Annotated in this window: 11 protein-coding genes; 5 read left to right on the forward strand and 6 right to left on the reverse strand. The window is 32.3% G+C overall.

Translation table 11 applies throughout. The annotated features are described in order from the left end of the window. Positions 1-7: 7 nt before the first annotated feature. Positions 8-571: a DUF2777 family protein gene (locus tag ACSBO6_RS04950; protein ID WP_098844308.1), complete on the reverse strand. Its 564-nt coding sequence runs from the start codon at positions 569-571 to the stop codon at positions 8-10. A 426-nt stretch (positions 572-997) separates the two neighbouring features. Here ACSBO6_RS04950 and asnB point away from each other — a divergent pair, with 426 nt between their 5' ends. Beyond that, on the forward strand, positions 998-2845 hold the full coding sequence (asnB, locus tag ACSBO6_RS04955) for an asparagine synthase (glutamine-hydrolyzing) (RefSeq protein WP_498844254.1): 1848 nt from the start codon (positions 998-1000) through the stop codon (positions 2843-2845). Positions 2846-3347: 502 nt separating this feature from the next. Here the strand turns inward: asnB and ACSBO6_RS04960 are convergent. The 4 genes from ACSBO6_RS04960 to ACSBO6_RS04975 all read right to left on the reverse strand — a co-directional run bounded on the left by ACSBO6_RS04960 (position 3348) and on the right by ACSBO6_RS04975 (position 7900). Then, on the reverse strand, positions 3348-4040 hold the full coding sequence (locus tag ACSBO6_RS04960) for a hypothetical protein (RefSeq protein WP_098844302.1): 693 nt from the start codon (positions 4038-4040) through the stop codon (positions 3348-3350). Between the two features lie 277 nt (positions 4041-4317). Further along, positions 4318-4680: a P-II family nitrogen regulator gene (locus ACSBO6_RS04965; RefSeq protein WP_069032963.1), complete on the reverse strand. Its 363-nt coding sequence runs from the start codon at positions 4678-4680 to the stop codon at positions 4318-4320. Positions 4681-4692: 12 nt separating this feature from the next. Further along, entirely contained in the window at positions 4693-5919 is a 1227-nt protein-coding gene (locus ACSBO6_RS04970) for an ammonium transporter (protein ID WP_498844651.1), read from the reverse strand. A 208-nt stretch (positions 5920-6127) separates the two neighbouring features. Next, entirely contained in the window at positions 6128-7900 is a 1773-nt protein-coding gene (locus ACSBO6_RS04975) for a glycoside hydrolase family 13 protein (RefSeq protein ID WP_498844255.1), read from the reverse strand. Positions 7901-8108: 208 nt separating this feature from the next. On the opposite strand from ACSBO6_RS04975, the gene ACSBO6_RS04980 reads away from it, so the two are divergent. Further along, on the forward strand, positions 8109-9611 hold the full coding sequence (locus tag ACSBO6_RS04980) for an alpha-amylase family glycosyl hydrolase (protein WP_498844256.1): 1503 nt from the start codon (positions 8109-8111) through the stop codon (positions 9609-9611). A 169-nt stretch (positions 9612-9780) separates the two neighbouring features. Further along, entirely contained in the window at positions 9781-10824 is a 1044-nt protein-coding gene (locus ACSBO6_RS04985) for a LacI family DNA-binding transcriptional regulator (protein ID WP_498844257.1), read from the forward strand. 60 nt (positions 10825-10884) lie between these two features. Here the strand turns inward: ACSBO6_RS04985 and ACSBO6_RS04990 are convergent, their stop codons facing one another. Next, positions 10885-11376: a YajQ family cyclic di-GMP-binding protein gene (locus ACSBO6_RS04990; RefSeq protein WP_098844291.1), complete on the reverse strand. Its 492-nt coding sequence runs from the start codon at positions 11374-11376 to the stop codon at positions 10885-10887. A 124-nt stretch (positions 11377-11500) separates the two neighbouring features. Between ACSBO6_RS04990 and ACSBO6_RS04995 the strand changes: the two genes are divergently transcribed. Both ACSBO6_RS04995 and ACSBO6_RS05000 read left to right on the forward strand, forming a co-directional pair. Then, a complete protein-coding gene (locus ACSBO6_RS04995) occupies positions 11501-12376 on the forward strand; it encodes a CvfB family protein (protein ID WP_098844288.1) in 876 nt (291 codons plus the stop codon). 100 nt (positions 12377-12476) lie between these two features. Next, a complete protein-coding gene (locus ACSBO6_RS05000; RefSeq protein ID WP_498844258.1) occupies positions 12477-13328 on the forward strand; it encodes a YitT family protein in 852 nt (283 codons plus the stop codon). Positions 13329-13340 lie beyond the last annotated feature (12 nt).

A 13340-nucleotide genomic window follows, 5' to 3' on the forward strand; every position in this document is an offset into this window, starting at 1 on the left:
TTTGTATTTATGAAAGTTGTGTTAACAGGTAGCGGTTACCTGTAGCTTTCGTAAGTTCAAATCGATGGTTTTGTTCTTCAAGTGATATTCTAAATTGGTGATATACTGAACAAACAAGTTCTCCATTATCAAATACGATGAAATTTACGCCTTCTGACGGCGAACCTTCAGGTTGAAACGAAAGGAAGTTATGACAGTACAAACAATCATATAGGGAAAAATTATGTGTATTCAGTAGGTAAGCTAAAGTATAAAATGATTCATCAGTTAAATTTTTCAAAAGTGAATCGAAGCTATATAAAAGCTTTCTTTGAATACGAAGGATATCGCCATTTTGTAATTTTTTCTTTTTGGAATTCTGGATAATATAATGACCATTTTTTAAAGATGCAGGTACCCACTCTTCATTTATAGAAACTTCAAAATCTTCATCGATAAGATCCTCAAGTAAAAATGCCTCATCTGTTTCATCATCGAAAAAGACCCATTCATCATTGATTTCTTCAATTGCTCCAATAGTGAAAGCGCGAGGTTGCTTTTGAAATAATTGTGATCGATGCTTGAATTGCATTAAGTAACCTCCAGTTACAAGCGTTCTGCTGTTCATTGTTTATTTGCATAGGTTCAAGTGAAAAGTAGTGATTCGGACATTTTATTGAATCATAAAATGAAGTATCTAATACTATTTATTTTCGTTCGAACCTTTTTTTGAATCTCGAATATTGTTTTAAATGGATTAGAAATTTTACTCTATTTTCCGACCGGTATTAGGATTTATAAATCTTAATAGCTGCGTTTATTTAAAGCTGCTACTTTTTTCATTTATTGACATAACTTAACTATTTTATAACTATGCAAAAATTAAAAAAACGTATGGACAAATAATGAGAAGTTACCAACTTTTTTTGAGAAATTACGCACCTATTTTTATAAGCAATAATACGATATAGAATTAACTTTAGATTTATAGGGAAATAGCCCAGAAAGGAGAAAAAACATGTGCGGTATAACTGGGTGGGCAGATTTTCAAAAGGATTTATCTAATGTAAAAACAGTAACAAAAAAAATGGCAGAAACATTGTCTAAACGAGGTCCAGATGATACGAATATTTGGTCGTCGAATCATTGTAGTTTTGGCCACAAAAGATTAGTTGTAGTTGATCCTGTTGGTGGAAAGCAACCGATGCGTAAGACGAAAGGTAACTTCACGTATACGCTTTGCTACAATGGTGAGTTGTATAATACAGAGGATATTAGAAAAGAACTTTTAAAAAGAGGCTACACGTTTCAAGGCCATTCAGATACTGAGGTGCTACTTACAAGCTATATTGAGTGGAAGGAAGCATGTGTAGATAAATTTAATGGAATATTTGCTTTTGCAATCTGGGATGAAGAAAAGGAAAGTGTATTCATTGCAAGAGATCGTTTAGGTGTTAAACCACTATTTTATAAAGAAGACTATAAAAGATTATTATTCGCTTCAGAAGTAAAGGCAATTTTAGCAAACCCTGATGTCAAAGCAGAATTAACACAAGAAGGGCTCTCAGAAGTATTTGGACTTGGTCCATCTCGTACACCTGGAAATGGTGTTTTTGATGGAATTAAAGAACTTCGTGGTGGTCATGCTATGACATTCTCAAGAAATGGACTTAAAATATGGAAATATTGGGATGTTAAAAGCGATATACACACAGATTCAGTTGATGAAACGATTGAAAAAGTACGTTTCTATGTTGAGGATGCGATTGTAAGACAATTGGTTTCAGATGTTCCTTTATGTACGTTTTTATCAGGTGGAGTGGATTCTAGTACGATTACCGCAATCGCTGCAAATCATTACGCTAAAGAAGGAAAAGGGCAATTAACTACCTATTCGATTGATTATGAAGAAAATGATAAATACTTCACATCAAGTGTATTCCAACCAAATTCAGACGCACCTTGGATTGAGTTAATGTCTTCAACATTTAATACGAATCATCAAAGATGTGTCATTACAAACGAAGAACTCGTGCAATATTTAGACGAAGCGACAGAGTGTCGTGATCTTCCAGGAATGGCGGATGTCGATTCTTCACTATTATGGTTTTGTCAAAAAATAAAACAGAACTTTGTAGTAGGATTATCAGGAGAGTGTGCTGATGAAATTTTTGGTGGATATCCTTGGTTTCACCGAGAAGATGACTTGAATAGACCAGCGTTTCCTTGGATGCGGTCAACAGAACTTCGTCAAAAGCTTTTAAAAGACGAATGGAGTAAAAAGCTAAATTTAACTCAGTACGTTCAAGATCGCTACAATGAGACTGTTAAAGAAACACCGATCCTTGAAGGAGAAAGTCCTTTAGAGGCTAAAAGAAGACAACTGTTTTATTTAAATCGTCAATGGTTTATGGCTCAATTATTAGATCGCAAAGATCGGATGAGTATGGGAGCAAGCCTTGAGGTGCGTGTTCCTTTTGCAGATCACAGACTTGTCGAATATGTATGGAATATCCCGTGGGAGCTTAAAATGTATGGTGACCGAGAAAAAGGCATTTTAAGAAAGTCTCTTGAAGGTCTTTTACCTGATGATATCTTATACCGCAAAAAAAGCCCATATCCAAAAACTCATAACCCAGTCTATACAAAATTAGTTGTTCAAAAATTAAAAGAAGCTTTAAAAGATAAAAGCTCCGCACTTTACGAGTTTATTGATAAAGAACAATTAAATAGTTTAGTAGAAAGTGAAGGAAAAGCATTTCAAATACCGTGGTACGGACAATTAATGTCTGGACCTCAGTTACTAGCACATTTATATCAAATTCATGTTTGGTTTAAAAAATTCAATATTAATGTGAAAGCTTAAAGTAGAGGGGTGAACTTTTTCACCCCTTTTTTGTTTTTGAAGTAGCTTGAGTAGAGTGTAGAACTGTAAATTGCAATTAAAAACTTGGGGTCGGATAAAGAATTGAGAATCGTAAATAAATCATGGATCATAAAAATAATGCCATATTTTTTTGGGGGTGAGATGATACTCAATAAAAAATAGAAGAATATAATTCAATGGAATATAAAAAAGATGAGTCCTGTAAAATTACAGAAATCATCTTTATTGTGTAGAATTAACACCCCGTATTACTTATCTTTTTTAAAGTATAATAACAATAATGTAATACAAGTAAATATGATAAAAACCAAATAAAAAAGATTTTGTACTAAATACTTAATGTTGTAAAAAGTTTCAGGCACAGATTCTATATCTAACGGATAGGTAGATTCTAAGATATTAGGAATTTTTAAACTTCCAATAAGAATAATCAGCATTAATAGTAAATAGATATATTTTTTATTCATTTTTCACCTCAATTTTATTTATATGTGTATGATTTTTTAAATTCTAAGCCATAAGCTTTTTTTACAGTACCTGTTCCTTCTTTAGTCCAATAAATAGAATACCATGGCATTTTATGCACATCATATTTTTTAGTTTTATATACAGGATATGCTTCTAATGTTAATTTTTTGACATTTTTTCCATTAACCTTACTTGGTACGGTTACTGAACTAGAAATCGAAATATTTGTTTTTTTTGTAACATCCCACCCTATAGAAGCTGTTAATAGTTTACTACTAGCGCCATAACTTGAAGATATTGTAGTAGCGACACCTTTAGTTTGATTGATTCCTATTTTTACACCAGGTTCACCAGTAGTAGAGGCAATTGCACTTGAAGCAGTTACGTCGCTGCCATTACGTATATTATTAACTTTATATGAAGTTAATCCAAGTCTAGATTGTGGAGTAAGAGCTTCAGAAATAACATTGTTTTCCAATAAAATAGATTCGTCTAAAACAATTAATGATTCTAACTCGGGATCTTCTAGGTATCTATTAATTAATTTTTTTTGTTCATCAATGTCCATAGAATCATCTATAAATACGACATTTTCGGGATTGTCATACATGAGATCTTCATTAAGATTATCCTCGTTTGCAAATGCTGGAGAAATAAAACTAAAAACTACTAATAAAGATAAGATAGAATATACTATTTTCTTCATATAAATCCCCCTAACTTTTATTAGATTACATTTTTATTTTACCAAAAATTACTAAAATATTTTTTAACGGATGTGCCTAAAAAGTGAAAACTATTGAGTTGAGCTGGGGTTGGGGGGAGCCCAAAAAACGTCACGTAAATTTATTAGAATATCAATCTTGTTCGACTGGCTAACATTATGTTGAATTTTCACAGAAAGTTTAATAGTAGTAGATTTAAATGATAGATAATTAATCAATAAAAAACCTAGTCATATATAACGACTAGGTTTTTAAAATCTAATAATCATTTTGGAGTGCGTCTCTTCCTTCTTCTCCGGTACGGATTTTAATCGCATTTTCGATTGGGTATACAAATATTTTTCCATCTCCAGGTTTACCTGTTTTTAAAACTCTTTTTGCTTCATCGATTACTGCTTGAACAGGTACGTCACATACGACTATTTCAACTTTAATTTTTTCATGTAAATTGATTGTTCGTTTTTTCCCCCGATACACCTCCGTATAGCCTGATTGCATTCCGCATCCTAGAACGTTCGTTACAGTCATTCCTGTGATCCCTACTTTTGAAAGGGCATCTTTTAAAACATCAAATTTATCTGGCCGAGTAATGATTTCAATTTTTGTTAATTTTGCAGTCATTTTTATCCCTCCTTATATACTTGCGTCGTGATATGCTTTTTCCCCGTGAATGCTTAAGTCAAGGCCGAGGTTTTCTTCCTCTTGATCGACACGAATGCTGATGAAAAAGCCTATAACTTTCACAATTAAGTAGGTAATAACACCTGCAAAAAGATAGGTTGCACCAATAGCGAGTAGTTGTTTCCAAAGAAGTGATACGTCTCCGTAAAAAAGTCCGTTGGCACCAGCACTATTTACTGATTTTGTGGCGAATAAACCTGTTGCAATAGCTCCCCATGTCCCACCGACACCGTGGCAACCGAATGCGTCTAAAGCATCGTCATATCCGAATTTGTATTTTAAGTATGTTACTGCTAAAAAGCATATGACTCCACCTAAAAATCCAATCAAAATAGATGAGAGAGGAGTGACGAATCCGCAAGCTGGTGTAATCGCAACTAATCCAGCTACGGCACCACTAACGCCACCTAAAATAGTAGGTTTCTTATTTACGTACCATTCCACCAGCACCCAAGCAACTGAAGCTGCAGCAGCTGCAGTATTTGTATTAATGAAAGCAGTTAATGCCACATCATTTAGTGTTAGTGCACTACCAACATTAAATCCGAACCATCCAAACCATAATAGTCCAGCTCCTAATACAGTTAGTGGTAAGTGATGAGGTGATGTAGATCCGAAATCGCGTCTTTTACCAAGAAGAAAAGCCAAAACTAAACCTGAAACACCAGAGGAAATATGGACAACTGTTCCACCGGCAAAGTCTAAAGCACCTAGATTACGAAGCCAACCATCCACGCCCCATACCCAGTGAGCTATTGGGTCATAAACAAAAGTAGTCCATAAAAGAGTAAATAATAGAAATGCTGAAAATTTCATGCGCTCAGCAAAGGCACCAGATATAAGAGCAGGCGTTAAAATTGCAAACATTAACTGAAACATCATGAAAAGATTATGAGGGACTGTTGCGCTGTAGTTTTCGTTTGGAGTAAAACCAACATCCTTTAATGCTGCCCAAGAAAAGCCACCAATCAAATGATTAAAATCTGGACCGAATGCTAAAGAGTAACCAATTAGCACCCACTGGATTGATACGATTGCCATAGCAGAATAGCTATGCATTGTCGTACTTAATACGTTTTTACTTTTAACCATCCCACCGTAAAAAAGTGCCAAACCGGGTGTCATGATCATGACCAAAACAGTTGAAATAAAAAGAAATACACTATCCGCAGCTTGAATACCGTTCATCTTCATTCCCCATTTCTTTAATGTTAGTTTTTATAACATTAAATGTTATATAAATTATCATATTCAGAATATATGCAAAATTCAATAAAAATTTCACAAAAATACCAAAAAAAAATAGAAAAAATAATGAAAACGTTAACATTTATCTAATTTGTTAGAAAACCTAACATAATGGAAATGAGTGAATAAAAATACAGGCTCAGGAAAATGAGTCTGTATCTTCTATTTGTAAAATTAAAAAGTCGGTTTCTAGTAGATCAACACCAATTGAATCAGATTCAGTTGCGAACTGCTCGCCATTCCACACATTTGTTATTCTTTTCTTACCTAAATTTATTGGTACTTTAACTGATTGTTTTTCGCTTGAGTTATTAATGATGATTAAAAAATGAAATTGATTATTCTTTCTTTCATACATAACAATGTCAGGTTGGTCAGTTAGTACCCAATTAAACTCACCTTCGTTTTCTAAAACTGAGTATTTTTTTCTTAAAGAAATCAATTTTTTTATTGAATTAAAGATCCTTAAATTATACTGTGATTTGTCCCAAAGCATACAGCTTCGGCATTCAGGGTCATTTCCACCTTGTAGTCCGATTTCATCTCCGTAATAGATACATGGCGTTCCAAAGAAAGTAAATAAAAAGACATATAATAGAATCACTCTTTTTTCATTTTGATTACATTGAGTCAGAATTCTTGGTGTATCATGTGAACCTAATACATTGAAAAGTGCTTTAATTACCGGTAATGGATATTGAGCAATTAAATCGTTTATGGAATATTGAAACTGTGTCTTTGAAATCGATTGATAACCGAAATAAGCAAAAAGTGATTTCATCAGAGGATAATTCATAACAGAATCGAATTCGTCACCTCTTAGCCATGGCATGGCATGGTGCCAAATCTCACCTACAATAAATATATCATTTCTTAGTTCCTTCATTTTTTGATTAAATCGTTTCCAAAAGTAATGATCGATTTCATTTGCGACATCTAAACGCCAGCCATCTATATTAAATTCTTTTATCCAATAAGAACCTATTTCTAATAAAAAATTCTGTACTTCTTTATTTTCTGTATTTAGTTTTGGCATTTCCTTTACAAACGAAAAAGTTTCATATGCTATATTGTTTTGCTCGTCATTAAAAAAGTGAAACCACTCAAAAAAGGCGGATTCTCTTCCGTTTTGTACGGCATCCTGAAATGGGGGGAAGGATGCACTTGTATGGTTAAAAACCGCATCGAGCATTACTCGGATATTATTTTCATGACATTTCTCGATTAATGCTTTTAAGACTTTCTCATCTCCAAAAGTAGGATCTATTCTAAAATAATTGATTGTATTATATTTATGATTTGAATTTGCTTCAAAAATAGGTGTTAAATAAATTCCAGATACCCCTAATTCTTTTAGATAATCTATTTTTTGAATAATTCCTTCTAAATCACCACCAAAATAGCTTGAACTAGTTGGTAAAGTAGTGCCCCATGGAGTTGAATTGGTAGGATTATTCTTGTTATTTCCGCTAGCAAATCGATCTGGGAATATTTGATACCAAATCGTATGATTAATCCAACTCGGAGGCGATATTAAATTATTTTTATGTAGATATGGCAAAGTAAAACAGTTCGACTGATCATTAGGGTTTAAATTGGTAGTAAATCCGCCCTCACCATAAAATAAAGAATCCTGATCGTTTTTTAAAAGAAACTGATATTTCATTCGTTTATTTGGAGGGATAACATTTACTTCCCAGTAGTCGAATAGTTCTGTGGAAAATGCAAGATACATGGAGATTGGTGATTCGATTTGCCAAGTTGAATCATTGAATTTGAATGGGTCTCCGAAATAAAAAATAATTTCTGTGCAATCACCTTTTTTTGTTCGTATTCTTAAACGATAGGTTTTATCATCTATTGAAAAAGCATATTGATCATATGGTTGATGATAAATTGATTCAATTTGCATGATCCCACCCTTTATGAAATTTATTATTAGTGTCTATAAGGAATAAACTTGCTATCTAAATTAGTAACAGTATAATTAAATAGTGTGTGCAATCGCTTCCATTTTTATGAAATTTTAATTTAACATTTGAATTTCTATGTAATATTTTGCAAAATAATGTAGAGAGTGAAATTTATGTACATGCGAGTGTCTTGCAGGGGGAGAAAAAATGAGGCGATTTGGTTTTTTTATACTAGTATCTGTACTATTTATTAGTATGTTACCAAGTATTAGTTTTGCAGAAAAAAAGACAACAGATCTAAGCAAAGAAATGATTTATCGAATTTTAGTTGATCGTTTTTTTGATGGTAATCCTATGAATGATAAAAATACAGACCCGAAAGATTTAAATAAATCTCAAGGTGGGGATTTAGAGGGTATTACTCAAAAATTAGATTATCTTAAGGATTTTGGATATAATGCGATTTCGATTTCACCTATTTTTGAGAATGACGTAAATTCATATGATGGATTCAATATCGTTAATTTTAGAAAAATTGATCCAAGGTTCGGAACAAATAAAGATCTTAAGAAGTTAGTCAAGGAAGCGCATAAACGAAATATAAAAGTTTATATTGACTTTGTTACAAATAATGCTTCGCCAAATAGTGAACTTGCTAAAAGAGCGGATTGGTTTAATCCCGAAAATAGTACAAGTTCAGAAATGAAATGGATAAACGGGTTACCCGATTTTAACCAAGAAAACAGTGAAGTAGCTAGTTACTTAATTGAAACAGCTAAATATTGGATGGATCAAGCTAATTTTGACGGCTATAATTTGCAAGAAGTAAATAATGTACCTGTTTCTTTTTGGGAATCATTTAACAATGAAATAAAAAAGAAAAATCCAAATTTCATTTTATTTGCTGATTTAAATGCTTCAAGTGAGATTGATCTAAATAAATATAAGAATTTAGGTTTTAATGGAATTTATAATGTAGATTCAGTAACGGATTTGGCAAATACATTTTCTTCACAAAATGAATCTTTAACTGATTTAATGAAGCGACAAGCGGATTTAAGTAAACAGTTAGATTCAACATTACTGATTAACTATTTAGATGATGAAATGACTAAGCGGTTTGTTTCAATAGCTTTATCAAAAGGTGAGTATCCACCTTCAAGATTAAAGTTGGCACTTGCGTATTTATTTACAACACCAGGGATCCCATTGACTTATTATGGGACAGAAATTGCACTAAATGGTGGCGATATCCCTGATAATCGTAAGGGAATGGATTTCCGTACTGATGAAGATTTTTCAAAATATATTAAAAAACTAACAGAATTAAGAAGAACTTTACCATCTCTTTCAAAAGGAGATTTAGAAGTTCTTTATGATGATTCAAAAGGTATGACTTTAATAAAGAGACAATATAATGATGAAACTACAATCGTTGCGATCAATAATACTTCTAATGATCAAAAGGTTCATTTAGATTTTGATGTTGTTAAAAAATCTAATGAATTAAGAGGGATGTTAAATGATGATTTAGCTCGCCCGAATAAAAAAGGATTTGATATAGTCCTTAAAAGAGAATCATCAAATGTTTATGCAGTAGCACCTAAAACAAGTTTAAACATGGGAGTGATTATTGCAATTCCATCTATTTTTATTGCGTTTATCATCTTCTTATGGCTGGCAAGTAGACGTAATAAAGAGAAGAATTAAATAGTAGTTAGCAGAGCTTAGAATACTTAAAATGGCTGATTGTCTTTTTTGTATTCTAAGCAAATTATCCACTTCATTCCAGTAAAAGAAACAATCATTTTATAATAAAGTCTGCATCTAAAGTGAAATTGATAACGTTTACATTCATTCGTAAATAAGGGGAATTAAAATGACGATTACAATTAAGGATGTTGCGAAGAAAGCGAATGTAGCACCTTCAACGGTGTCTCGAGTTATCTCAAACAACCCAAGAATTAGTGAAAAAACAAAAAGAAAAGTTAGAAAAGTAATGGATGAACTAAATTATCATCCAAATTTAAATGCTAGGTCATTGGCTAATCGATCTACGAAATCAATTGGATTAGTATTGCCACCAGCTTTAGATACTTCATTTCATAATCCTTTTTTTGCTGAAGTAATAAGAGGTGTGACAGCTTATTCAAATCAAAAAGATTACTCTCTTTATTTTATTACAGGAAACAACGAAGATGAAGTTGAGCAAACTGTGATTAAAACGATAAGGGGTAGAAGAGTCGATGGAATTATTCTACTTTACTCTAAGGAAAATGATAAAATTATTGATTATTTGAACGAAAATAATTTTCCTTTTGTATTAGTTGGGAAGCCTTATCATTCAATTGATGATATAACATATATTGATAACGATAATTATGCAGCTGCTAGGGATGTAACGAATTATTTAATTGATCATGGTCATCGACAAATTGCGTTTGTAGGCGGAGACAGTAGTCTTCTAGTAACCCAAAACCGGTTACGTGGCTTCCAAGATTCAATGCAATTAAACGGATTTACTGTAAATGAAGAAGAAATAATATTTACATCATTTACAAGAGATGGTGGAAGGAAAGCGGTAAATCAATTACTCGAACTAAAAGAGCTTCCCACTGCAATTGTCGTAACAGATGATGTAGTAGCATTAGGAATTATCAGTGTATTAAGTGAACATAATATTTCAGTACCGAATGATCTTTCAATTATTAGCTTTAATAATGCTATTTTTGCAGAATTAGCAAATCCACCACTAACATCTGTAGATATTAATATATATCAACTAGGCAATGAAGCGGCGAAAAATATAATATCTAAAATTGAAGAACCAGATGATACTGAAAAAAGTATAATCGTTCCATATAAAATAGTAGTACGTGGTACATGTGTTAAAAACGAGAGATTAACGTTAGTTAGTAGCTAAATGGAATTTATTTAAGTTAAAAAAGAGGATGACTAGTATCATCCTCTTTTAATTATGTATTTATCGGTAATTCATAAATTGAACATCAATTGATAAATCTGCACCTTTAACAGCAGCGATAATTGCTTGTAAATCATCTCTACTTTTTGCAGTTACCCGGATTTGATCGTCTTGAATTTGTGATTTAACTTTTAAACCACTATTTTTAATAATTGTATTGATTTTTTTTGCATTTTCTTTATCGATTCCTTGAACTAACTTAGCTCTTTGTCTTACAGTACCACCTGAAGCACCTTCAACTTTAGAGTAGTCTAAGTTTTTAATAGGAACATTGCGTTTAATTAGTTTACTAATTAATACGTCTTTTAATTGCTCTAACTTATAATCGTCATCAGAAACTAAAACAAGTTCTTCTTTTTCTAAAGAAATTGAGCTTTTGCTTCCTTTAAAGTCATAGCGAGTTGCAATTTCCTTTGTAGCAAGTTGAATCGCATTAGAGACTTCTGGTAAGTCTACTTTTGATACAATATCAAATGAACTTTCTTTTGACATAGATAGAATCCCTCCAATTCGTTAATACTTGTATTATAGTGTATGATAGACGAAGTAACAAACTTTCAGGTGAGCATGATATAATAATTTTTAATTTGAAAGTTAAGAGAGGATGTAACAAAGAATGAGTTTACAAGCAGGAGAGATTGTAACTTTAGTTTGCAGTCGAATAACGGATATTGGATATATGCTTGTCCAAGATCAAGAAGAAGTATTTTTACATAAAAATGAGGCATCTGGTGAAGTTGAAATAGATCAAGAAGTAACGGTATTTTTATATCATGATTCGAAAGGTAGACTATCTGCAACGATGGAAATGCCTTTTATTACAACAGAGGGTTATGGATTTGCAAAAGTAGTCGATAAACTTGATGGTGTTGGTGTGTTTGTAAACATCGGTATTTCAAAAGATATTCTTTTAGAAAAAGGTGACCTTCCGCCTCTTCAAGAAGTATGGCCTAATGTAGGCGATGAGATTTTTTGTACGTTAAAGCAAACAAACAAAGGTAGACTATTAATTAAAATTGCTACTGAACCTGTCATGAGAGAGTACTCTGTACCGGCTGAACCTAGTATGCTTAATAAAAATGTTACAGGAATCATTTATCGTACTTTAAGAGTGGGGTCATATATTTTAACTGATGAACGATTCATAGGTTTTATCCATGAATCACAGAGAAAAACTGAACCTCGAATTGGTGAGAGGGTAAGTGGTCGTATTATTGATGTTAAAGAAGATGGAAGTATTAACGTGTCACTTTTACCAAGAGTACATGAAGGACTAGATCAAGAAGCAAATGAAATTTATGAATATATGATGAGTCGTGGTGGGGCAATGCCATACTGGGATAAGAGTGACGCAGAGGATATTAAAGTAAGATTTAAAATTAGCAAAGCTTCATTTAAACGAGCAATGGGTAGATTATTAAAAGAAAATAAAATCTATCAAGAAGACGGTTGGACGTACGCAAAAGAACTGTTTGAGAAGAAAGAGCAATAATTAGAGTTTGAAACCATTTCACTAAAATGAAATGGTTTTTTGCTATTTTTTTACAGGTTTACTGGCATACTAAACATATGAATGTTTAGGAGGCTTGTAGGTGAATGACAAAAAAGAATTGTTCATAAAAGTTCTTGTAGTAATATTTGGTGCATTTTTGAACGCATTTGCAATGAATTGTTTTTTAATTCCTGTCAGTGTTTATTCAACTGGTTTTTCTGGTTTAGCTCAATTACTTACTAATTTATTAAATGATTTTACACCTTTTTCGGCATCTACTGGTATTTTACTTGCGATATTAAATATCCCTGTCATCATTTTAGCGTGGAAAAAAATTGGCCCATCCTTTACGTATTTTACGATTTTAAGTGTTGGAATCACGACGTTATTTTTAGAAGTAATTCCAGTAACGCCTCTGTTCTCAAAAGATATTTTATTAAACGCAGTGTTCGGTGGGCTAATAGTAGCAGTTGGGATTGGTTATACATTAAAGTTTGGTGCTTCAACTGGCGGGTTAGATATAGTTGCTTTAGTATTATCACGTTCGAAAGGAAAACCAGTAGGTACATACTTTTTCCTGTTTAATGCGTTAATTATATTAACAGCAGGCTATATATATGGAATGGAAAAGGCACTTTATACATTAATTAACCTATATGTAACGTCAAGATTCATTGATGCAATTCATACTAGTCATATTAAAGTAACTGCCTTTATTGTAACGACAAAAGGTGATGAATTGCGTAAAGAAATCCATTCGAAGCTAGTGCGAGGAATTACTGCCATCAATGCAAAAGGTGCTTTTACGAATCAAGATAAACAAATTTTAATGATGGTGTTATCTCGTTATGAACTTTACCATCTATCGAAAGTCATAAAATCAGTAGATGAAAAGGCTTTTACAAATATTGTTCAAACGATTGATGTGTTTGGAGAATTTAGGAAGTTTTAAGAGTAGAATCTA

This window comes from Bacillus sp. AL-1R, assembly GCF_052180195.1.
GTDB lineage: Bacteria > Bacillota > Bacilli > Bacillales > Bacillaceae_G > Gottfriedia.

Bases quoted from the DNA above. Each gene is read 5' to 3' on its own strand.
- ACSBO6_RS04950 (WP_098844308.1), bottom strand. From the start codon at position 571: ATGCAATTCAAGCATCGATCACAATTATTTCAAAAGCAACCTCGCGCT.
- asnB (WP_498844254.1), top strand. From the start codon at position 998: ATGTGCGGTATAACTGGGTGGGCAGATTTTCAAAAGGATTTATCTAAT.
- ACSBO6_RS04960 (WP_098844302.1), bottom strand. From the start codon at position 4,040: ATGAAGAAAATAGTATATTCTATCTTATCTTTATTAGTAGTTTTTAGT.
- ACSBO6_RS04965 (WP_069032963.1), bottom strand. From the start codon at position 4,680: ATGACTGCAAAATTAACAAAAATTGAAATCATTACTCGGCCAGATAAA.
- ACSBO6_RS04975 (WP_498844255.1), bottom strand. From the start codon at position 7,900: ATGCAAATTGAATCAATTTATCATCAACCATATGATCAATATGCTTTT.
- ACSBO6_RS04980 (WP_498844256.1), top strand. From the start codon at position 8,109: ATGAGGCGATTTGGTTTTTTTATACTAGTATCTGTACTATTTATTAGT.
- ACSBO6_RS04985 (WP_498844257.1), top strand. From the start codon at position 9,781: ATGACGATTACAATTAAGGATGTTGCGAAGAAAGCGAATGTAGCACCT.
- ACSBO6_RS04990 (WP_098844291.1), bottom strand. From the start codon at position 11,376: ATGTCAAAAGAAAGTTCATTTGATATTGTATCAAAAGTAGACTTACCA.
- ACSBO6_RS04995 (WP_098844288.1), top strand. From the start codon at position 11,501: ATGAGTTTACAAGCAGGAGAGATTGTAACTTTAGTTTGCAGTCGAATA.